This window comes from Nocardia sp. NPDC050413 (assembly GCF_040655475.1).
GTDB lineage: Bacteria > Actinomycetota > Actinomycetes > Mycobacteriales > Mycobacteriaceae > Nocardia > Nocardia coubleae.
In genome coordinates, this window is record NZ_JBFAJZ010000008.1 from 151,026 (window position 1) to 172,644 (window position 21,619).

Consider the following 21,619-nt stretch of genomic DNA (forward strand, 5'->3'; position numbering starts at 1 on the left):
TTTGCGGCTGGAATGCGGCGGAAGCGCGGCGCTGTGCCGGAGCAGCCAGACTCCAGCATCCGCGCCAACAGCAGCGCAGGCATCTGGACGCGGCTGCTGATTACCTCTCCACGATCACGACGCTGGCCCGCACCCTGCCTTGGCGCTGGTGATCACTCCTGGTCAGTGGGGTGACAGCCCGCGGTTCGCAGCGGTCCTCGACGCGATCGGGGTTCCCCAGTTCGTGACCGGGCAGACCCGCACGCGACCAGATCGGGTGCTGGCCGACAAGGCCTACAGCTCCCGTGCCAACCGCGCCTACCTGCGGCGGCGGGGTAGTCCTACGTCCTGCCCCCGAGACCGTCGCCCCGGGCTTCGGCCTGCCGAGCTGGCCTGTGGGCGACGGCGGCGGACTTCTGAACGCGAAGGGAGTCCGCGACGTGGCGGGCGGCCTGATCCTCGCCGCTCTCCTCCTGACCGGTCACCGCCGCGCGCTCGGCGTGGTCCTCCTGGCGCAAGCGCTCATCCCCCTCGGTGACATGACCAACGTCATGCTCCACAACGGTTCCGCCGCAACGGCGTTCGGCGTCCACGGCCTGACCGCCGCCCTGATACTCGTCATCGGTGCATCGACCCCGCGCGAGACCGGCGAAGCCACCGCCGTGCCCGCTGGTGGTGCGCTGGCGGCCGCGTGAGGACGGCGACGATCAGCCGATGACGAGGGAAATGAAGGCGGAGCTCCGTCGACCAACACGGAAGTGGACGCGTAGTGCAGGTTGCCGCCCACCGCTTCGGCGGCGACCTCGAGGTTCGGGAGTTGGGGCGCACAATCGTGGGAGATTCACAGCCATCGCGCATCGGCTGACGATGCCAGCTCCCGCGCTCGCGGGTACTGCGCCTTTCCGGCGTCGTTGCGTGGGACCTTCGGCACCGTCGTCATCACGCGCGGGAGCTTGTACCCGGCCAGCGAGGTGCGTAGGGAGGCACGGAGTTCGTCGAGAGTCAACTGGTGTCCCGGTCGCAATTCGACGACCGCGGCGACAGCGTCGCCGAAGCGTTCGTCCGGCACGCCGACGACGATGCAGTCGTACACCGCCGCAACGGCTTTGATCGCCGCCTCGACTTCCTCGACGTAGACCTTTTCGCCGCCGGTGTTGACGCAGTTCGAGCCGCGGCCGAGGAGGGTGACGCGGGCACCGGGCTCGATGCGGACGCGATCGCCGGGGACGACGTAGCGGATGCCGTTGATGGTCTTGAAGGTTTCGGCCGTCTTGACGGGGTCGTTGTAGTAGCCGAGGGGGATGCGGCCGGCGCGGGCCAGTTGGCCGATGGCGCCGACGTCGGCGGTGAGATCGAGGAGATGGCCGTTGTCGTCGAGAACGACGGAATCCGGGCCGAGGGCGACGCGGGGGCCGTCCTGTCGAACATTCTCGCGGGACTGCGCCGCTGTGCCCTGGAATCCGGTTTCGGTCGCCCCGATCGAGTCGGTGAATACGGTGTTCGGGAAATTCTCGAGCCACCTGTTCTTGACCTCGGGGCTGAATACCGCGGCGCTGCTCGCCACCACGACGAGGCTGGAACCACTGCCGAGACCGCTCGCCGTGCGTCGCTGATATTCCTCGATCAGCGGTCGGGCCATGGCGTCGCCGGTGAGGAACAGGAATTGGACGCGCTCACGATCGATGACGTCCCAGGTGGTCGCGGGGTCGAATTTGGGTTCGAGAATTGTCAGATCGCCGACGAACAGGTGCCGGAGAAGCCCGGTCTGGGCGCCGCCGTGCATGAGGGGGCTCAGCGGGAATTTCACCATTCGGCGAGTTTTCGCGGCCGCCTCGGACTGGTCGAATTCGCCCAGGAGCGTACCGGTTTCGAAATCGGTCCCACCGCCGAAAACCCGCCAATAGTCCTCGTGGCGCCACATCACGCCTTTCGGGAACCCGGTTGTTCCGCCCGTGTAGATGATATGGATGTCGTCGCCGCTACGTGGCCCGAAGTCACGCGTCCCCGGCTGTCCCTCGATCCCCTCCGCATAGGTGAGGCCGCCGAAACCCGACAGGTCCGATTCGTCGTCGGGAGCCATGGGATCGACCAGCGCCACACACGTATGAATCCTCGGATGCCGGGGTACACAGCGCGCGAGCACCGATGCGTAGGTGCGGTCGTGCAGCACCGCGACCGCGTCGGAATTCTCGAACAGGTAATCGAGTTCCCCCTCGACGTAGCGATAATTCACATTGATCGAAACAGCGCGCACCTTCAATGTCGCCAGCAAGGCGACCACATGCTCGATGCTGTTCTTCGCATACAGCGCCACATGATCCCCGGGCCCGATCCCCCGCCCGGCGAGAAAATGCGCGAGCCGATTCGCGGCGACGTCGAGCTCGCGGAACGTGAGCGCTCGCTCCCCCACCTTCACCGCCGGAAGATCGGGCACCGCATCCACTGCGTGCTCGAACAGATCTGCGATGTTCAGTGCCACGGTTCTCTCCTCATCCGATGCGGTTGTCTCAGCCTTCGACGCCGACCAGCAGTTCGTGCACGCCGTAGACCAACATGTCAGTCCGCAGCGGTACCTGCTCGGGTGGGACCGCGAGCGTCAGGGTCGGGAACCGCGCGAACAGTCGCGTCAGCCCGATCTCGAGTTCGGTTCTCGCCAAGTATTGGCCGATGCATTTATGTGCGCCGACCCCGAAGGAAATGTGGTTCACCGGTGGACGATCGAGGAGCAATCTGTCGGCGTCGTCGAGCAATGCGGGGTCGCGGTTCACCACCGGGACCGAGATCATCACCGATTGGCCCGCCGCAACGGTCACCTCCCCCAGGCGAACAGATTCACTTGCCGCGCGGACCGGGCCCATATGGGCCACCGACAGATAGCGCAGGAGTTCGTCCACAGCCGCTGCGGCGGACACCTCCCCGGCACGGAATCGCCGCAGCTGATCCGGAGCCGACAACAACGCGAACGTGCTGAGTGCCAGCATGTTCGCGGTGGTTTCGAATCCGGCGAGCAGGAGTACCTGACTGATCTGGAACAGTTCTTCGTCGTCGATCTCGGGATCACGAGCAAGGTCGGCGATCAGCCCACTCGACGGCGAGGCGCGGGTATGTCTGATGGCGTCGAGCAGAATTTCGCGCAGCTCGAGAATGGTCGCGATCATCGAGTCGCCCGACGCCGACAGATCGAACAATACGGAGGCCAGCCGTGCGATATCCCCGCTGAGTCGATCGGGAACCCCGAGCAGTTCGCAGATCAGGCGCAACGAAACCGGCATCGCGAACACGGCAAGCAGATCGGCTTCACCGGCGGAATCGAGCACCTCGGCCATTGTCGTGAGCTGTTCGTCGACGATGTCGACGGCCCGCGGCGCGAACTCCGCGATCCGCCCCGCCGAGAAGTACCCCGCGAGGAGCCGTCGGTACCGCGCATGGGAATCGCCGTCAAGACAGTTGAACATGCCCGGGGGTGTGCCGTATTCGCGCAGGATCGGCGGAAGTTCCCGAATCGGCGCTTCGGTCAACTTCCGGTCGGTGCTGAATCGGGAGTCTCTGAGGACGCTGCGCGCGATCCGGTAGTCGGTGACCAACCAGCCTTCGGCACCGCTGGCGAATCTGAGCGGGCTCACCGCAGGCAGTCCACGCAAACCGTCGGGTGGATCGAATGGACAGGTCCGCTCGGTCGGAATCGGCGACGCCTCGGGGTCCGACGCCGCCGCGCCCACTTCTGGTGTCATGTCACCGTCACCCGCGCCAGGAGATCGGGAGCGCACGGAGATGCCAGATGGCTGATTCCTCGTCCCAGTCCAGGTCGTCGATATCGACCGCGAGGCGCAGGCCGCTGAATCGCTCGAGCAGAACACGGAACGCCGTGTCGAGCTCTACCCTGGCGACTTTGTTCCCCAGGCAGTAATGCGCCGCGTAGCCGAGTGTTTGATGTTGGCGCTCGTCGCGGCCGAGCCGCAGCTCCTCCGGATTGTCGAAGACAGCCGGGTCTCGATTCGCGGCACCGGGCGCCGGAACGACGTAATCACCCGGTTGCAGGTGCATTCCGGCGATCTCGACGGGCTCGCGCACGAGCCACGGAATTCCTTCGCCGCCTGCCACCGAGGTGAGCCGCAAGAGTTCATCGATGATGTCGGGGATCCGCGCCGGTTCGTGACGCACCCGCTCGACGAGTTCATCTTCGACAAGCAGTCTGGCCAGCGACTTGGCCAGCATGTTGGCTGTCGTCTCGAACCCACCCATGACCATCGCGTAGGTCAGAACCACCACTTCGTAGGTGGAAAGGGCGGTGTGCGAGACGACCCGGGAGATGAAGTCCGAGCCGGTATTCCGCTGGCGTTCGTTGACGAGCTCGATGATGTAGACACCCAACCGGGTGCTCGCCTCGGTCGCGGTCCCGGCGTCTCCGCTGTGCCCACCAGCGAGAATCGCGCCGACCATCTCGATGACGAATTCCTCGTCGGTGCCTGGTATCCCGAGGATTTGGCACAGCACACGGATGGCGTACGGCCTGGCGAAATCCCGGACGAAATCGCACCCGTCGCCACGCTCACGCATGGAGTCGACGAGTTCGTTCGCGGTTCGCAGGGCGATGTCCTCGACCTGAGAGATCATCGTGCGATCGAGGACCCTGGTCGCGGCCTGCCGTAGCGCGGCGTGTGTTTTGTCCTTCTGGCACCCGATGGCGCCCGCGAGCATCAATCCGGCGGTCAGGCGGGGCGCTTCCTCGGTATCGATACCCTGGCGGGTGAACTCGGGGCGGCTGTAGATCGCCCGGTTGTCGTCGTAGCCGGTGATGATCCAGGATTCCGGACCGTGGGGAAGCTGGACCTTCCGTGCGCGCTCCCCCTGTGCCAGCATCTCCCGCAGCACTGGATCCAAGCCGAGTGATCGGCATGCCGCAGAAGGGAATTGGGTGATCTCTTCGTCTTTCAGCACGACTGGGACACCTTCCAGGTGATCGGGACGCGGGTCGCTCCGCCGGACAGCTCGTGGCTCAGCGGTTCGAGCTCTTCGAACGGCACAGCGAACCGCAGTTCCGGTAAGCGCCCGAGCAGCATCGCGAACGCCGTCTCCATTTCGCAGCGGGCCAGCGCGGCACCGACGCAGTAGTGCGTTCCCGCTCCGAACGACAGATGCGACGTGGCGGGGCGGGCGGGGCAGAAGTCACCCGGATCAGCGAAGACCGATGGATCGAGGTTTCCCGCCTCGATGTCCATAACCACCAGGTCGCCGCGCCGGATCGTGCACCCGCCCAGCTCGAAATCGGCAGTCGCATAACGCGGTACACCTGCGACGCGACCCTGCACCGGATGCGGCAACCGCAGGATCTCTTCGACCACCCGTGCCCGCGCGGCACGGTCGCCGACAACTATCTCGGCCTGGAATTCCGGGTGGCGAAGCAGATGGACGATGCCACGGTCGATCAGTGTCACTGTGTTGATCTGTCCGGCGAAGCGCAAGCCGGTCGCCAATCCGATGACGAGGTCGACATTTTCCAGGGCAGGGTGGTCGACCCGCAGACGAATGATGTCGCTGATGACATCGTCGCCGAGGTCGGCTTCCTTCTTCGCGACCAGCTGACGCATGTAATCCTTCAGCTGTTGGTCGGCCGGAGCGGAGATCTCGGGTTCGGCGAGGTTGGCCGCCGATTGGGACAACTCCTGAATCAGCTGGTGGTCTTCGTCCGGGACGCCGATCAGGCTGGAGATCACCTGCGAGGAGAGCGGTCCAGCGAAGTCCCGACGTAGTTCGGCGGGCGGTCCGGCGGCGATCATCGCGTCGATCAACGACGTCGTGATCGCCTCGACCTTGGCTTCGATCGCGTGCATGCGGCGCTTGGAGAACGCGTGCGCGACGGTGCGCCGGATAAGGTCGTCCGGCGGCGGCGGAGCGTTCGGATCGAGGTGCTTGAACCGGATGATCTCGGCGTGGGTGAACCGGGCCGGACATTCGACATCCACCGGCGGGAACCTGTTGAGTCGGCCGTCGGACAGCAGACGGCGGATCGTCTGATAGTCCTTCACCACCCAGCTGGGATCTCCCGCCGGTGATGTACCGAGCTCTACGACACTAGGACTCATCAGCTGCCACTCCCTTCCCTAGACCCCTTCATGTCTGCGGTCCCGGCCGTAGATGTTCAGATCGGCCGGTCCGCCGACCACCTCGGCGTCGATGCGTCCCGTGGCGGCGCGCATGAAATCCAGTGGCGTACCGGTGAGCATCATCTCCTCGCCGCCGCTGCCGGCCGTCAGTTCCTGGCCGGTGGACAGGACGATCCTGGTTCTCGGGTAGTCGAGGCGATCGAATTCGGTCGACAACCACTCGGTCGAGATCGTGACCGCGCTGTCGGACAACAGAACTCGCCTGCCGAGCGCGTCGTCCACATCATCGGCGTGCACGGCGATCTCGTGCACGAGCGTGAGCACTCCGACTCCGAAGGGCTGCCCGGCGACACCGTAGGTGTCCGCTGCCCAGATCGCGTCGTCCAGCGATTCCAGGTGTGGTCGCAGACGCTGCGCGACCGAGCGGAATCCCGATGCGAAGAACTGCGGTGTGGCCTGCGGGTAGGCGAGGGCCTGCACGTCCGGCGGCCGGGTACCGATCGTTCCGTCGATGACGTCTTCGCCGGTCGCGAGTAGATGGGCGAGCACGCCGCGGACGGTCCAGCCCGAACAGCGGGTGGGGTTGTCGAGTTCGCGCACACTGATATCGGCGAAACGATCGCCGAGTTGGCTGTATTCGCGGCATGTTTCATCGATGATGCGAGACTTGTCCCAGTGAACAAGGGTCATGTCGAGTCCTAACTGGCGCGATGCGCCCGCGACAGGTTGCCTGAGTCGGCCCATTCGGGGCCCGTATCGGAGAGGTCCAATCGGCGCTCGGCCACCGAGAGCGAGCTCACGACGGCGACTCCGAGTACGCCTTCGGCGTCATAGAGCTGAGCGACATTGACAGCCAGCCCGGCCGCGGCCAGGTGCTGGTGCGCTTCGAGCCCGAGGCCGCCTGCGGCCGGTGCGCGCGTGAAAGCCGCTGTCGTGTCGTGGTTGATGTAGCCGATGCCCGTCGATCCCAAGGCGGTGATCGTGTTCGTGAGCTCGGCGGTCGCGGCCAACCGGGCGACCGAGGACATCGGCACGCCCTCGATTGCCTCGACATGGTTGATCCAGATGCGTTTGCGCTGCGCGTTCTGCACATCGCGTGGCTGCTCGGTCCACAGGTCCGGTCCGGCACCGTCGTGGTTCCACCACAGGCCGGGCCTGGTCGGCGGGCCGGGCGGGCACGGTGGTCTCGCTCCGCGCTCGGCTGTCCAGAACTCGCCGGGTGGCTGTCGCGACTCGCGTAGCAGTGTGAGGGTCGCCCGCGCCACGAGCTGCCCTTCCTGGTGCGAACTCCAGTCCAGGACTTCGATATTCGCGCCTTTGCGGGTGGTCACCACTGTGGTTTCCAGCCCCGCGAAGCGAACCCGACGCAGGAGTTCCAAGGAGAAGCGGGCCGGGACGAGACCGGTGCTGGAGGCATGGTCGCCGAGCTCCTGCCCGGCCAGGGCTGCGACAGCCGTTCCGTTCACCGCCTCGGGATCCCATTGGCTGCGGGCGTAGCCACTCGGATGGCTGGTCCCCGCCGTGCGCACGAAAAGAGCCACAATTTCCCCTCCGCAGACCGTTCAGTCTGCAAATCACTCTGGGCGGTTCTACTACCCAGCGCCGGGCCGAGATTTCCCCATCGACCCGTTCACTTTGCTAAGAACCAGTACCAATATGCACAGTAGAACAGGTTCTATTTTGCCGCAACAGTTTTCGCCTCTTCGACCGAAGCCACCGGCGCTTCAGGCTGCACCTCCACACAGGCCACATTCATTTCCCTCGGCGCGCCGAGGACGAATTCGACCACCTGCGCGACATGGTCGGGATCCATCCGCCCCGAATGACGAGCCAGACCCCACCGCCCCCACAACCCGAACAGCGCACCGAGCTCGGCGGGCGCCCAGGTGCTCCCCATGGCGGTGCGCGTCGATCCCGGCCGCACGATCGACGTCCGAACTCCGGTCCCCTCCAACTCCTTCTGCATGGTCACCGCCAGCGCTTCCAAGGCGCACTTCGAGGCGGTGTAGGCAGCCATCATCGGCTTGAACCGGGTCACGTTCTCACTGCTGACGACCACGATGTCACCGCGACGGCGTTCGATCATCTCCGGCAGCAGAGCATAGATAAGCCGGTGTGCACCAAGCAGATTCACGTCAACCATGGCCGCAAGACCAGCAGGAGAAAGCTCCTCGACCGTGGCGATGTCGGCGTCACCGGCGCACAGAACCAGCGCGCCGACCGCACCGTGGGACTCGCCGAAACCCGCGGCGAACGCCTCGATCTCAGCGGCGGCCGTGAGATCCAGACAGACAGCTGTCGCCGCTCCGCCCTCGGCCCGGATCGCGGCGGCAGTACCGTCGAGCCGCGCGGCGTCGCGCCCGGTGGCGACTACTCGGCAACCTGCCACACCGAGGCGGAGCGCCACGGCGGCACCGATCCCCGACGATGCTCCCGTCACCACGACAACTGGTCGCTCGTCCTTCATTCAGATGCTCCCCACATGCGCTACATCGACTGTACGTAGCCTGGACAATGCCAGACATTCTGCGGTAGAACACGTTACATTCTAAAGAACGAAACCTGTTGCAGTTCTGGCAAGTTGAAGTGAGGGGAATTGTGTTATGGAGTCGCAGTCGAGGTTCGTCCGGGCGTTCGGAGACAGTCCCTACTATCTGACCCTCGTCAAATTCGCCGCCAAGGTCGACCTCGCAGCCCAGCGCCTCACCCGAGGCCGCGTCGGGCTGCTGACACTCGGCGGTTTTCCCAACCTGCTGCTGACCACCAAGGGGCGCAAGACGGGAGCCGAGCGGACCGTCTCGCTGCTCTACGTGCCACACGGCGACGACATGATCGTGGTCGGCTCCAATTTCGGCCAGGCAACCCACCCCGCATGGACCGCAAACCTGACCGCCGCAGGGCGGGCGGTAGTCCGCGTCGAGGGTGAAACGTTCTCCGTGATCGCACATCCGGTGCGCGCGGAGCAGCGCGCCGAACTGTGGGCCCACGTGATCGAGCATTGGCCCGACTACACCGACTACGCCGCCCGATCCCAACGAGAGCTGCGCATGTTCGTGCTGAGTCGCGAGTCCGAGCGCTGACGACGCCGTTCGAGCAGTCACGCTCGGTTCTCGGGCAGCCACGACACGAAGGAGGATCCGATGCTGATCTGCGGGATCAAAGCAACCCATGACGGGGGCATCGCACTTATCGACAACGGCCGGTTGGTCACCAGCATCGAAATGGAGAAGATCGACAATCTCGATCGCTATACCCCACTGGGCGACGCCGCGCGCGTCCCGGAGCTCCTACGCACAGCGGGCATCGACCATCGCGATGTCGACGCCTACGTCGTCGACGGGTGGTGGGCCCAGCCCGGCCAGGATCCGTTCGAACCGGCCGTACCGCTTCGACGCGACGATATGACCGTTCACCTGCCGGTCGCCGCCTACGCCGACTCCCCGGGCCGGTCGGAGCCGATTCAGCGCTACCACTTCGATGCACACGATTTCGGCTCGAGCAACGGTTATACGAGCTACTTCCACAACGCCAACCACCTACTCGGGTCGTACTGTTCGAGCCCGTTCGCGCAGCGGAACGAAGACTCGCTGGTGCTCGTGTGGGACGGCGGAACCACCCCGCGCCTCTACGATGTCCGGCCCGCGGATCGGTCGGTCCGCGCCGTCTCCTCGCTGCTGCGGGTACCCGGCAACTTCTTCTCCGACTTCAACGCGCATTTCGGCCCCTTCCGTCTCGACGGCCGCAACCTCGACATGAACGCCCTGATCCGCCACCACCTTTCTGTGGCCGGCAAAGCCATGGCCTACGCCGCCCTCGGTACCCCGTCGGACGCGGCGTTCCCGGTATTCGACGATCTGCTCGGTAGCTTCCCGAGCGTTGTTCCACAGAACGCCGCAGCGATGGCTCGAGCCATACTGGCGAAACGAGATGCCTATCTACCCGGCCTGTCCGATGCGGACATCATCGCCACTTTCCAGGAATACCTGGGACAACGATTACTCGCGGCGCTGGCTCGCGTGGTAGCCGAACACTTTCCCGGCGCGCCTCGAAACCTGTGCCTCGGTGGTGGATGCGCACTCAATATCAAATGGAACAGCCGGATACGAGCGTCGGGACTGTTCACCGACGTGTGGGTACCACCATTTCCGAACGATGCCGGGGCCGCCATCGGCACAGCGTGTTGCGAGATGTGGCACAACGGGCTGACAGCGCTCGACTGGTCCGTCTTCAGCGGTCCGCCCATTCGCACCGGAACGGTTCCGGAATCATGGACGGTCACGCCCTGCGATGAAGCCGGGGTAGCCAGAATTCTGCATGAATACGACGAGCCGGTCGTCGTCCTTTCCGGCCGCGCCGAACTCGGCCCACGGGCACTGGGTAATCGCAGCATTCTGGCACCCGCTCGGGACGCAGCAATGAAGCAGCGACTCAACCTGATCAAGGATCGAGCCGACTATCGACCGGTTGCGCCCATTTGCCTCGCCGACCGGGCCACCGAAATCTTCACGCCGGGGGGTAGCGATCCCTACATGCTGTTCGAGCACGAAATTCGCCCCGATTGGGTCGATCGCATCCCGGCGGTCATCCATCTCGACGGCACCGCACGGCTGCAGACCGTCCAACGAACCGACGATACCGCCGCGGCCCGGATCCTGACCGCCTACGAGGCACTCACAGGCGTCCCCGTGCTCTGCAACACCAGCGCGAACCTCAACGGCAGTGGCTTCTTCCCGGATGTCGCGTCGGCCCTTAGGTGGGGTGGCACACGGTACGTGTGGTCCGACGGACTGCTCTACACCAACCCGGATCCGACCCGTTCTATTGCCTAAAACTGAAACACGTTCTATCTTGCTGATATGGCTTTGAACGTCGCTGATCTGCTCGAACATGCTGTGGACGCGGTGCCCGATCGCACCGCAATCATTTGTGGAGACCGGCAGGTCACCTACCGTGAGCTCGACGAGCGCGCCAACCGGTTGGCGCACCATCTCGCCTCGCGCGGCGTCGGCAAGGGTGACCATGTCGGCGTGTACTCGCGCAACTCGATCGAGGCGCTCGAGACCATGATCGCGACGTACAAGCTGCGCGCGATCTCGGTCAGCATCAACTACCGCTATACCGCCGAGGAGGTCCGCTACATCGTCGACAACGCGGACCTGGTGGCGCTGGTGCACGAACGTCGCTACGCCGACATCGTCGCCGAGGTGCTGCCGCAGACGCCGAAGCTCACCGACGTGGTGGTGGTAGACGACGCCTCGGACGCCGATTTCAGTCGCTACAACGGCGTCGAATACAACGAAGCCATCGCCGCGCAATCGCCCGAACGGGATTTCGACGAGCGCAGTTCCGACGACACCTACATCCTGTACACCGGTGGCACAACGGGTTTCCCCAAGGGCGTGATGTGGCGGCACGAAGATGTGTGGCGCGCGCTCGGTGGCGGTATCAACCATGTCACCGGTGAATACGTGAAGGACGAATGGGAACTGGCGAACAACGCCAAGCAGTCCCCGGTCGGTATCGTGATGGCGCCGCTGTCGCCGCTGATTCACGGTGCGGCGCAGTGGGCGGCGTTCATCGCCCTGAACTCCGGTGGCACCGTCGTTTTCATTCCGCAGTTCGATGCCGATGTGGTGTGGCAGACGGTGGAAAAGCATCGCGTCAATGTCCTCACCGTTGTCGGCGACGCCATGGCCAAGCCGCTGCTCGACGCCTACAAGGCCGGTAGTTACGATTCGTCGTCGCTGTGGGCGTTCACGAGCCATGCCGCGCTGTTCTCGCAGTCACTGAAACAGGAATACCTCGAACTGTTCCCGAATGTGTTCATCACCGATGTCATCGGTTCGTCCGAGAGCGGCGGAACGGGCCTCGGTGTGGTGACCAAGGATTCCGATCATTCGCAGGGTCCCCGGGTGAAGTTCAGTGCGCAGGCCGCGCTGATCGACGACGACGGCAACCTGGTCGAGCCGAAACCCGGTGCGATCGGCCGGATGGCGCGCACCGGTCACGTGCCGATCGGCTACTACAAGGATCCGGAGAAGACCAAGACGATCTTCGTCGAGACCGGCGGCAAGCGCTACGTCGTGCCGGGCGACTACGCCCGCTACGAGGAAGACGGCACCGTCACCCTGCTCGGTCGCGGTTCGGAATGCATCAACACCGGCGGCGAGAAGGTGTTCCCCGAAGAGGTCGAGGGCGCACTCAAGTCGCACCCGGACGTTTTCGACGCGCTGGTCATCGGCCTGAAGGACGACCGGTACGGCCAGACCGTCGCCGCGATCATCCAGCCCCGCTCCGGCGCCACCATCGACCTGACCGAGCTGGATGCCCACGCCCGCACCAAGATCGCCGGTTACAAGGCGCCCCGTTCGTACTGGACCGTCGACGAGATGATGCGTCAGCCCAGTGGCAAGGCCAACTACCCGGCGGCCAAGAAGTACGCCGCCGAGCATGCCGACGAGGCCGCGTCGCCGCGCTGACCAAGAGCGATCAAAGGGCCCCTGACCACTAGGTCGGGGGCCCTTTGACGTGCAAGCGGGTCAGCCGTGCCGACCGCGGTCCGCCCGAAGCCGCTCGATGGCCCGACCGATCGGCACCATGTCCCGCGCCGATTCGAGATTCTGGCGTTGTCTCTCGGCCAGCTCCTCGTAGCTGGTCACCCCGTGCCAGTCTCCGTACGTCCAGCACTCCGTACCGGGCGTCATGGCCTTCCCGTCACAGATCGTTGCCGCGTCGGGATCATTGACGTAGCCGCAGATTCCGACGCCGAGAAGAACCAACCCGATCGGTATCGCGATGAACGCGACCAGCTTCGCCAGGCCGTTGTGCGCACCGTGCTGTTCGCCGGTCATCGTCCACCCATCCGCGGGATCCTGTTCCCGCACAATGCCATCGCCATCCGGTTGTATCAGATGTCGGCCGGCTTGGGCGGACGATGCGGCCACTATCGCTTGAGGAAGGAAGCGACGAAGCCGCCGTCGACGACCAGGTTGTGCAGTAGGCGAGCACTTCAGGATGTGTACGGCGGCACCGCAGTTCCGCCCGCAGCGAGGCCGAATTCTCGCTCGCCTCGTCCAACGTCGTCGAGACCGCGCAGCGCGGCATCCGCGTCAACTCGGTGAGCCCCGGCTACATCGACACCAAGATGTACCGCGACGCCAACCACCGATCCGCACGCTACCTGGGATTGGCAGGCAGACGCTGCGGATCCTGGTCGCTGAGGGAGGCAGCGCTACACCCGCGCGCATCAAGGACCTCACCGGCGCGAAGAGCCCTTCGGGCGTGAAATCCGCACAGCGGCATGCGATCCGGTCGATGCCGCTGCGGCCGCGGCAGCCTGGATGGCTCATCGGGAGGAAGCACCTCGACAACCGCCAAGAGGCCGCGATCGAGCGGTAGTTTTGTCCGTGTGAACCTGCTGTCCTCGGTTCGCGAGGTACTTGACCAGATCGACAGAGAGCACCGGTGACAGTCCGGCTCCGACACCGAGCCGACTTCACGGAATACCCAGGGGGAGAACAGAACAATGACGGCTGACCCGACACCTTTCGGAGGCGGCAGTGGCGGCGGGCCTACCGGCCCCGACTGGCCGAAGATCAGCGGGATAGCCGCGGTCGTCGCAATCCCGATCGCGATCCTCGCGATCGTCGTGCAGTGCGCCACCAACTCGACTCCCACCACTGCCGATATCAGCAGTGGTGGGACACCGGTGACCAACTCACATCCCGCACCCCCGACCTCGTCGACCACGCCTCCTGGACAGGAGCTGTGTGACGGTCCGAATAATCTGCGGATCTGCGTGATGAAGGACCACTCTGGCAGTCTCAGCTATTGGGCCACCACGAATGTCTCGGACGACTGCACCATCACGATTGGTCTGTACGACGACGACAGCGACTACCTGGGGCCGGTCTTCGAGCCGACTAAGGAACCTTGTGAGCGGGCCCAGTCGTATCGCCCACCGGACCTGGGCGACCCGACCACGGGCCGCAGGTACCACTCCGAGCTGGCGGTGGAATGGAGCGATGGCAGAGTCGAGGTCTACAAGAGTCCAACTCTCGTGTGGTGAGGCGACCGGCGGTGACATGGCCAGCCCTCTGAGCGCGATAGGCGGCATTCGCGGACGTTCATATCGGCTTTACCGGAGGCTGACGAGGAACGGGTCGAGTAGCTCGAGCAGGACTCTTGATCGGACCCAGAGCAGTCCACAACCCCCGACCGTCACCATCACCCGAAAACCCCTGGCTGCGATCGAACCGATCCCTCTAGCCTCACACCGGTGCAGCTCGAGATCAATGTCCACCGTGCACGGCTAGAACCGGACGAATACCGGGTGATCCGGCCCGTCCACCCGATCACCGGCGCTGTCCTCGCCGACCGTAATCCCTGGTACACCTTCGAATCGACCGCAGCGGCGGCTTTCCAGGTCACCGGACTGTGGCTGCTGGCGGCCCGATCCCGACACAGCCTCGTCCATATTCCGTTGCGCGGTAACCAGCCACCGGACCCCGCCTCTCCGACCGAGTGTGGCGAACTCGACCTTGTGCTGGGCCATTCGCGCAGCGGTTTCGCCCCGAATCGATGGAAAGCGCTGCGCCGCAGACTAGATCGCGGTCAACCCCAGACGGTGGCATGGAACCCCAACGATGTGCTGACCTGGGATGAGGTACACCGCGAAAACGCCGAGTGGCGCTGGCGACGGCCCGCCCGAGATCGCCTGCACGAGACAGTGCAGGCACACACTTTGATTTTGCTCGGCACCGCTGACAACTTCTCGCACACCGCCCGCTACATCCTGGACCTAGCACTGTGGCAACCCGACCCCGACATCCTGGACTATCACTCCGCGACCCTGCACCCTTCCGATGGTCAGCTGGATCAGCGCGGCCAAGGGATCTATCTGATCCGGTGGAGCTGAGGCTCAGCCGGCAAGGAGCAGCGGCGACCGCATGGTTCGACGCACGACATCGGTCCAGTTCGCCTGGAGGAAGTATTTCCAGATCTCGCCAATGAGATCGTCGAGTGGCCGGAGCCCAGCAGCTGTGGAGATGGGGCCGTCGCCCGCCTCCCATTTCGCAAATCCAACACAACGTTGGATACACGGACCTCGGCATGTGCGGATGTCTCGAGCCGCATCGGATCTCAGCGGGCCGCCGAGTGCTCAGCGGCAGAAGCGGACGTTGTCTGCCGCAGCGCGTCCGACCCTTACATCCCTTCGGCGAAGACCAGCCGCACGGTGACGCCGGACTTCCGGACTTCACGAGCGGCGCGGTATTCCGGTGAGTCGTACCAGGCCCTGACCTGATCGAGATCGGGAAACTCGAGCACAACCACACGCCCCGGCCAGTCGCCCTCCCGAACCTCGGGCTTGGCGGCCACGAGATATCGGCCGCCGTACTGGCGAATCGAGGGCTCAGCCAGCTTCCAGTACGCCAAGCCAACCTGCTCGTCGTGAACATCGGCCTCGACTACGACGTAGGCTGCCATCCGTAACTCCTGTCGCCGCGCAGACGGATTCGATGTATCGATCGTGTTCTCGCCGAAGGTACTTCACGCGAGCAGACTGGCCGCGCAGGTGTCGTGGAATCAGCATGTGCGGACGTACTCGACGCGCGGGCTGTGCTAGTCGATCACGCACCGGCTCCTTCGCGTGCGATCTGGGCGGTGGCCTCGGCCTCGATCCGCTCGAACTGCTCGCCCATGCGTGCCGCGAGTGCCTGGGCGGCCGACAGCGGACGCACCATCACCATGAAGTCATCGATGCGGCCGTCGGCATCGAAGTGCAGGAAGTCGCAGCCGGTGATCTGCTTGCCATCCACACTCGCCTCGAAGACCAACGCGTGATCGCGACCGTCCGGGGACACGATCTCGCGGACATAGTGGAAGTCCTCGAATACGCGCATCACCGCGCGCAGGATGGCCGCGGTGATCGCCTTGCCCGGGTACGGCTTGAACGCCACCGGGCTGGTGAACACCACGTTCTCAGCGAGCGCGGCTTCGATCGCGGCCTCGTCGCGGGCCTCCACGGCCGTCCGAAAGGGATGCATTCCCTCACCTTTCATAGTCAATTTCTTGAGTATGCTTGGCGACAGTAAGGAACTCGAGCGCATGGCGGCCGACGGGCTCATCGAGACCCGCGTGGTGCAGCAGGAACGCCGCCCCAACAAACGGCTGCACACCATCACCCCGGCCGGGCGTGCCGCACTGCACGAATTCATCGCCTCGGCGGCCAAGCCGACCGCGATCCGCGACGAGATGATGGTCAAGGTCCAGGGCATGGACGTCGAGGACACCGCGGCGGCGCGGGCGGCGGTCGCCGAGCGGATGGAATGTGCGAGAGCGAAATCGGCTCGCTACGAACGCCTTCGGAACAGACTGCTCGACGGCCGCAGCGAACAGGCCTACCTCGCCGAGGCCGAGCGCATCGGCCCCTATCTCACCCTGCTGCGCGGAATCTCCTTCGAACAGGAGAACATTCGATGGGCCGAGTTCGCGTTGGCGGCGATCGATCGACGCGTCACCTCGAACATCTAGCGTCGCGCACGCGCCCGGGGTCAGCGCACGGCTTCCCGTTGGCTCGAATCCGCGCGAGATTCCTCGCCGTGGCGTACGCCGGTATGGCGGGAAGGCGGCAGCCGTCGCAAGAGCGGTGGGTGTTCCTGGACCGCCAGCCGGTCGAGGAATTGGACAGCCGGTGAGCGGGTGTGGTGGTGCTGGCACTACCGCCTCGAGGCAGTAGGCGGGAGCCGGAATTCGGGTGCGCGTGGCATGGGCGGGCGGGTTGTCGATTCCTAGGCTCGAAATCGTCGGAAACGCACCGATGATTTCCGGCTCGAACAGGAGAAAAGACACTGCTCATGAACCGATTTCGGTGGAACTCCGGTAAAGCGGGCCTTTCAGTTGTTGTGGTGGGTGCGGTGCTCGCGGTGGCCGCGTGCGGGGGTGGGACGTCGGTGGGGGCATCGGACGGGGTGGTGACGATGCCGCCGCCTGAGGTGGCCGCCGCGATGGACGCGGTGGTTCGCCAGGGATTCCCGGGTGTCCAGGTGGTGATCGATGGGCCCGGCGGGCATCGGACGTTCAGTGCGGGCGTCGGTGACCTGGGCACCGGTGCACCGTTCCCGGACGACGCGCGCGTCCGGATCGGGAGCAACACCAAGACCTATGTGACCACGGTGATCATGCAGTTGGTCGCCGAGGGCAAGGTCGACCTGGACGCGTCGATCGAGCGCTACCTGCCCGGGGTGGTGCGCGGCAGCGGCAACGACGGCAACCGGATCACGGTGCGGCAGGTGTTGCAGCACACCAGCGGGGTGCCGGACTATCTGGGCAGTGGGTCCGGCGACGGCATCGCGGCCCAGAATTCCCAGCAGCTCGACCCGGACGAGGAGGCGCTGCGGTGGCAGCACTTCGAGATGACCGAGTTGGTCCGGCGGGCGATGACGACACCGCCACAGTTCGAACCGGGCGCGAAATCGGTGTACACGAACACCAATTACCTGCTGGCCGGCCTGCTGATCGAGCGGGTGACGGGCAATCCGGCCGCCGACGAGATCGGGCGCCGGATCCTCGAGCCGCTCGGCTTACGCGACACCTATGTGCCCGCTTCCCGCGAAACCGGCATCCGCGGCCCGCATGCCCGTGGCTACCACCGGGTCGACGGTGAGCCGGTCGATTTCACCGACTTCGACCCGTCCTGGGCCGCCACCGCCGGTGACATGGTCGCCACCGCGACCGACCTGAACCGCTTCTTCATCGCGTTGCTGTCCGGAAAGCTCGTGCCGCCCGCGCAATTGGCCGAGATGCAGCGCACCGTGCCGTTCGACCGGATGCCGGGCGCGGACTACGGACTGGCCCTGATCCACCGAACAGCGCCGTGCGGTGCGCAGGCGTGGGGGCACGGCGGCAGCATTCCCGGCTTCGCGACCCGCAACGGTGTGACGACCGATGGCACCGCGGTGACCGTCACGGTCAACCAGTTGCCGACCAGCGACGAAGAGGCCGACGCGGTGGACAGCGTGCTGGATGCCGCCCTGTGCGCTTCGTGATCACCCGTCACCAAGACCTGTGCGGCCGAACAACTTACGAGGAGAAACAGTGAAACGCGCGAAAGGGCTGACGGTCGCCCTGTCCGGCCTGATGGCCTGTGCCGCCCTGATCGGCTGTGCCGGTCCCGAGGCAGAGGCGGACCCACACACCGCGGTGCCGGACCGGTTCACCGGTCAGCAGCTGGAGTGGAAGGACTGCGGGGTTCCGAAACTGGACGAGGCCGGGGCACAGTGCGCCGACGTCACCGTGCCGGTGAACTACGCCGACCCACAGGGCCCGACTCTGACTGTGGCGATCTCCCGAATCGCCGGTACCGACCCGCAGCGCGGCGTGATGCTGTCCAATTCCGGCGGTCCCGGCGGTGAAGGTCTGGACTTCATGGTCGATGTCGGCAAGGCGATGACGCCCGAGGTGCGGGCTCGCTACGACCTGATCGGGATGGACCCGCGTGGTGTCGGGCGATCGTCGGCCGTCGACTGCAAGTGGCCGGTCGGCTTCGGGTTGCATTCGGCGGGGCTCGACGCGGTCGGCTTCGCGGAATCCGTTGCGATGCAAGGCGATCTGGCCGCCCGTTGTGCCGCGACCGAAGGGACGCGGCTGCCTCACATCACCACCCGCAACACCGCACGGGACATGGACGTCATCCGCGGCCTTCTCGGCGCGGAGAAGATCAGTTACTTCGGCACCTCGTACGGCACCTACCTGGGTGCGGTGTACATGCAGATGTTCCCCGACCGCAGCGACCGGATGGTGCTCGACAGCGCGGCCGACCCGGACGAGTACGGGCCGGTCGGCATGATGCAGGCCATGGGTCCGCTCAACGAGGCCGCGTTCGACCTGTGGGCGGATTGGGTCGCGGCGCGCGACGCGGAATACCACTTCGGTACCAGCCGCGCCCAGGTGCGCGAGGCTGTTCGAGCGCTGATCGAACAGGCCGCCGTCACGCCGATCCGGTTGGGCGAGTACGAGATCGACGAACACTGGCTGCCGGTGGTGTTGTTCGTCGGGTTGGACAGCCCCGACCAGTACGAGATGGTGGCCCGACAGATCCGGACCATCGCCGACGCCGCCGCGGGCAAACCCGCCCAGCCCGACGAGACACTGGATTCCACCCTCGGATTCGCCTTGAAGGCACGGCCGAAAGACAATTCGTCGCAGATGGCGATCATGTGCGGTGACGTGGCCACGCCGCGCGACCCCGAGTTCTACCGGCGCAATATCGAGGCCGCCCGCGCCACCCAGCCGCTGTTCGCCGGGTTCACCAACAACATCACCCCGTGCGCGTTCTGGGCACCGCCCGTCGAACCGACCACGGTGGTACGCAACTCGGTGCCGGCGTTGATCGTGCAATCCACCGGTGACACCCGGACCACCTACGACGGGGCGGTCGCCCTGCACGAAGATCTGAGCGCTTCCCGCATGGTCACCCTCCAGGACGTGCCGATCCACTGGATCTTCGGGCGCTACCAGAACACCTGCGTGTACTCGGCGGTGAACACCTACTTCCGCGACGGCACGCTGCCCGCCGACGACATGACCTGTCGAGCCGACTGACCGGACCGTGTGCGGCCCTGAATCCCCCACGGGTTCAGGGCTTCACGCGTTCAAGTAGGCAAGCACGGCGAGTACCCGACGATGGCCGACGTCCTCGGCAGACAGCCCCAGCTTCGCGAAGATGCTCCGAATATGTTTGTGCACAGCGCCTTCGCTGACCACCAACCGCTCGGCGATGGTCGCGTTGTTGTGGCCCTCCGCCATCAGCGCGAGCACCTCGCGCTCGCGGGCGGTCAGCGCGGCCATCGGGTCGTCGGCCTTGCGGCGCACCAGCAATTGCGAGATCACCTCGGGGTCCATCGCGGTGCCACCGGCCGCGACCCGGCGCAGGGAATCGAGGAAGCGATCGACCTTGCCGACGCGCTCCTTGAGCAGATAGCCGACACCGCCCATCCCGTCGCCGAGCAGTTCCGCGGCGTAGCTGTCCTCCACCCAGGACGACAGCACCAGCACGGGCAGTCCGGGGTGCAGTTTGCGTGCGCTGACGGCCGCGCGTAAGCCGTCGTCGGTGAATGTGGGCGGCAGGCGCACATCGACGACCACCGCGTCCGGGCGATCAGCGGCCACCGCCGTGAGGAAGTCGTCGGCGTTGTCCACGGCGGCGACAACCTCGATACCCGCGGTGCTCAGCAGCAGCACCAGGCCCTCCCGCAGCAGGGCATTGTCCTCGGCGATCATGACCCGCACGGCAACTCCACCCGCACTACAGTAGGGCCACCGGGTGGACTGGTCAGCGTCATCCGGCCGTCGAGTGCCTCGGCCCTGCGCCGGATTCCGGCCAACCCGCCGTCGTAGGTTTCCACGGCGCCGCCCACGCCGTCGTCGCGGATCTCGATCGTCAACAACTCGGGCGCACCGCCCAGCACCAGCGAGATGCCCGTGGCACCGGAATGCTTGGTGGCGTTGGTGAGTGCCTCGGTGATGACGAAGTACGCCGCCGCCTCCACCGCGGCGGGTCGCCTGCCCACCTCGTGGAGGTCGAGCGTGCAGGGGATCGGGATGCGGGCGGCCACCGCCGCGACGGCACTGGCCAGCCCACGGTCGGTGAGCACCGGCGGGTACACGTTGCGCACCACATCGCGAAGCTCGGCGAGCGCGGCCGTGGCGGTGTCCTGTGCCTTGCGCACGAGCTCGCGCGCGGTGTCCGGGTCCTGGTCGCGCAGCTGGTCGGCCAGTCCGAGCTGCATGATCACCGCCGCGAGGCGGGCCTGCGCGCCGTCGTGCAGGTCGCGTTCGATGCGGCGCAGTTCGGCGCCGTGCGCGTCGAGCGCGGCGGCGCGGGTGGCGGTGAGGGCCGCGACCCGGTCGGCCAGCAGGGCACCCTCGGGCGGTTTCAGCAGGGCGCGGGTGGCCATCGCCTGCCAGCGCGCGGCGACGGGGAGTTGCAGGGTCACCAGGGCCACCGGGACCGCGAGGACGAAGCTCAGTATCGCCCTCGGCCACGAGTCGACCGCGAATCCGAAACTGGCGAACTCCTCCCCCGGCGGCATCAGCTGCCAGAATGCGGGGATCGTCAGCTGAACTAGAGTGCTGAGCGGGAGGGCGAGGGCGAATACGGCGAGGTAGAGGCCGGTCAGCGCGTGGGCGACCAGCCAGCCGAAGTCCCGGCGGTTCGCCGGATCGGTGAACACCGTCGCGACTCGCTGCCGCAGTCCACCGGTGAACGGCTGATAGGCCTGCACCGCGGGTTCATCGAGGTAGCGTGCCGCTCGGCGCCGATCGAACGACACCAACGGGCGGACCAGCCGAACAGCCTCGGGCAGTGCCGGTATCCCGACCCCGATCAGGCAGAAGGCGCCGACGAGCAGCAGGCCGACCACCGCGAACAGCGCGAGCAGAGCGGTGACGCCACCGACCGCCAGGTACCAGACAGCGCCCGGCAACCGCCGTGCTTTGTCTCGCGCCGAGCGCAGGGCCTTCATCACCTCGCCATG

Annotated in this window: 21 protein-coding genes and 1 pseudogene; 10 read left to right on the top strand and 12 right to left on the bottom strand. The window is 65.7% G+C overall.

The features are described 5' to 3' along the window. Positions 1 to 139: 139 nt before the first annotated feature. Both AB0I19_RS20220 and AB0I19_RS20225 read left to right on the top strand, forming a co-directional pair. Positions 140 to 316: pseudogene (locus AB0I19_RS20220) on the top strand (IS5/IS1182 family transposase); the annotation flags it as partial. Further along, positions 285 to 674, top strand: coding sequence for a DUF4267 domain-containing protein (locus AB0I19_RS20225; RefSeq protein ID WP_357150516.1), 390 nt, complete (start codon positions 285 to 287; stop codon positions 672 to 674). The pseudogene AB0I19_RS20220 and the gene AB0I19_RS20225, both read left to right, overlap by 32 nt. Positions 675 to 820: 146 nt before the next feature. On the opposite strand, the gene AB0I19_RS20230 is transcribed toward AB0I19_RS20225, so the two are convergent. The 7 genes from AB0I19_RS20230 to AB0I19_RS20260 form a co-directional block, all read right to left on the bottom strand. Next, positions 821 to 2,458 (bottom strand): acyl-CoA synthetase, encoded by a 1,638-nt coding sequence (locus AB0I19_RS20230; RefSeq protein ID WP_357150517.1) that lies wholly within the window; start codon positions 2,456 to 2,458, stop codon positions 821 to 823. Between the two features lie 28 nt (positions 2,459 to 2,486). Further along, positions 2,487 to 3,602, bottom strand: coding sequence for a cytochrome P450 (locus AB0I19_RS20235; protein WP_357150518.1), 1,116 nt, complete (start codon positions 3,600 to 3,602; stop codon positions 2,487 to 2,489). A gap of 115 nt (positions 3,603 to 3,717) precedes the next feature. Then, entirely contained in the window at positions 3,718 to 4,917 is a 1,200-nt protein-coding gene (locus tag AB0I19_RS20240) for a cytochrome P450 (RefSeq protein ID WP_357150519.1), read from the bottom strand. Beyond that, a complete protein-coding gene (locus AB0I19_RS20245; protein ID WP_356986385.1) occupies positions 4,911 to 6,062 on the bottom strand; it encodes a cytochrome P450 in 1,152 nt (383 codons plus the stop codon). The genes AB0I19_RS20240 and AB0I19_RS20245 overlap by 7 nt, the downstream gene beginning before the upstream one ends. Before the next feature lie 18 nt (positions 6,063 to 6,080). Next, a complete protein-coding gene (locus AB0I19_RS20250) occupies positions 6,081 to 6,773 on the bottom strand; it encodes a maleylpyruvate isomerase family mycothiol-dependent enzyme (protein WP_357150520.1) in 693 nt (230 codons plus the stop codon). Positions 6,774 to 6,781: 8 nt separating this feature from the next. Further along, positions 6,782 to 7,624 carry an acyl-CoA thioesterase domain-containing protein gene (locus AB0I19_RS20255; RefSeq protein WP_357150521.1) on the bottom strand — a complete coding sequence of 281 codons (843 nt, stop codon included), beginning with the start codon at positions 7,622 to 7,624 and terminating at the stop codon, positions 6,782 to 6,784. Between the two features lie 134 nt (positions 7,625 to 7,758). Beyond that, positions 7,759 to 8,550 carry an SDR family NAD(P)-dependent oxidoreductase gene (locus AB0I19_RS20260; RefSeq protein WP_357150522.1) on the bottom strand — a complete coding sequence of 264 codons (792 nt, stop codon included), beginning with the start codon at positions 8,548 to 8,550 and terminating at the stop codon, positions 7,759 to 7,761. 136 nt (positions 8,551 to 8,686) lie between these two features. Here AB0I19_RS20260 and AB0I19_RS20265 point away from each other — a divergent pair, with 136 nt between their 5' ends. From AB0I19_RS20265 to AB0I19_RS20275, 3 genes are read left to right on the top strand one after another with little or no spacing between them, the layout of a single operon-like run. Continuing rightward, complete coding sequence (locus AB0I19_RS20265; protein ID WP_181698511.1) at positions 8,687 to 9,163, top strand: nitroreductase family deazaflavin-dependent oxidoreductase; 477 nt, start codon at positions 8,687 to 8,689, stop codon at positions 9,161 to 9,163. A gap of 60 nt (positions 9,164 to 9,223) precedes the next feature. Further along, positions 9,224 to 10,912, top strand: coding sequence for a carbamoyltransferase N-terminal domain-containing protein (locus AB0I19_RS20270; RefSeq protein ID WP_357150523.1), 1,689 nt, complete (start codon positions 9,224 to 9,226; stop codon positions 10,910 to 10,912). A gap of 27 nt (positions 10,913 to 10,939) precedes the next feature. Further along, on the top strand, positions 10,940 to 12,562 hold the full coding sequence (locus AB0I19_RS20275; protein WP_357150524.1) for an acyl-CoA synthetase: 1,623 nt from the start codon (positions 10,940 to 10,942) through the stop codon (positions 12,560 to 12,562). Positions 12,563 to 12,622: 60 nt separating this feature from the next. Here AB0I19_RS20275 and AB0I19_RS20280 read toward each other — a convergent pair whose 3' ends face one another. Then, positions 12,623 to 13,027, bottom strand: coding sequence for a hypothetical protein (locus AB0I19_RS20280; RefSeq protein WP_357150525.1), 405 nt, complete (start codon positions 13,025 to 13,027; stop codon positions 12,623 to 12,625). A gap of 581 nt (positions 13,028 to 13,608) precedes the next feature. On the opposite strand from AB0I19_RS20280, the gene AB0I19_RS20285 reads away from it, so the two are divergent. Together AB0I19_RS20285 and AB0I19_RS20290 are read left to right on the top strand one after the other, a co-directional pair. Further along, complete coding sequence (locus AB0I19_RS20285; RefSeq protein ID WP_357150526.1) at positions 13,609 to 14,151, top strand: hypothetical protein; 543 nt, start codon at positions 13,609 to 13,611, stop codon at positions 14,149 to 14,151. Positions 14,152 to 14,361: 210 nt separating this feature from the next. Further along, a complete protein-coding gene (locus tag AB0I19_RS20290) occupies positions 14,362 to 15,000 on the top strand; it encodes a hypothetical protein (protein WP_357150527.1) in 639 nt (212 codons plus the stop codon). Positions 15,001 to 15,287: 287 nt separating this feature from the next. On the opposite strand, the gene AB0I19_RS20295 is transcribed toward AB0I19_RS20290, so the two are convergent. Together AB0I19_RS20295 and AB0I19_RS20300 are read right to left on the bottom strand one after the other, a co-directional pair. Further along, positions 15,288 to 15,569: a DUF1330 domain-containing protein gene (locus AB0I19_RS20295; protein WP_357150528.1), complete on the bottom strand. Its 282-nt coding sequence runs from the start codon at positions 15,567 to 15,569 to the stop codon at positions 15,288 to 15,290. 143 nt (positions 15,570 to 15,712) lie between these two features. Then, complete coding sequence (locus tag AB0I19_RS20300) at positions 15,713 to 16,129, bottom strand: nuclear transport factor 2 family protein (protein WP_357150529.1); 417 nt, start codon at positions 16,127 to 16,129, stop codon at positions 15,713 to 15,715. Positions 16,130 to 16,160: 31 nt separating this feature from the next. Between AB0I19_RS20300 and AB0I19_RS20305 the strand changes: the two genes are divergently transcribed. The 3 genes from AB0I19_RS20305 to AB0I19_RS20315 all read left to right on the top strand — a co-directional run bounded on the left by AB0I19_RS20305 (position 16,161) and on the right by AB0I19_RS20315 (position 19,685). Beyond that, positions 16,161 to 16,616 carry a PadR family transcriptional regulator gene (locus AB0I19_RS20305; RefSeq protein WP_357150530.1) on the top strand — a complete coding sequence of 152 codons (456 nt, stop codon included), beginning with the start codon at positions 16,161 to 16,163 and terminating at the stop codon, positions 16,614 to 16,616. A 323-nt stretch (positions 16,617 to 16,939) separates the two neighbouring features. Next, positions 16,940 to 18,130 (top strand): serine hydrolase domain-containing protein, encoded by a 1,191-nt coding sequence (locus AB0I19_RS20310; protein WP_357150531.1) that lies wholly within the window; start codon positions 16,940 to 16,942, stop codon positions 18,128 to 18,130. Positions 18,131 to 18,179: 49 nt separating this feature from the next. Continuing rightward, positions 18,180 to 19,685 carry an alpha/beta fold hydrolase gene (locus tag AB0I19_RS20315; protein WP_357150532.1) on the top strand — a complete coding sequence of 502 codons (1,506 nt, stop codon included), beginning with the start codon at positions 18,180 to 18,182 and terminating at the stop codon, positions 19,683 to 19,685. A gap of 42 nt (positions 19,686 to 19,727) precedes the next feature. Here the strand turns inward: AB0I19_RS20315 and AB0I19_RS20320 are convergent, their stop codons facing one another. Continuing rightward, positions 19,728 to 20,372, bottom strand: coding sequence for a response regulator transcription factor (locus AB0I19_RS20320; RefSeq protein WP_067493207.1), 645 nt, complete (start codon positions 20,370 to 20,372; stop codon positions 19,728 to 19,730). Continuing rightward, positions 20,360 to 21,607 (bottom strand): sensor domain-containing protein, encoded by a 1,248-nt coding sequence (locus AB0I19_RS20325; RefSeq protein ID WP_357150609.1) that lies wholly within the window; start codon positions 21,605 to 21,607, stop codon positions 20,360 to 20,362. Before AB0I19_RS20325 ends, AB0I19_RS20320 begins: the two co-directional genes overlap by 13 nt. Between the last annotated feature and the right edge of the window lie 12 nt (positions 21,608 to 21,619).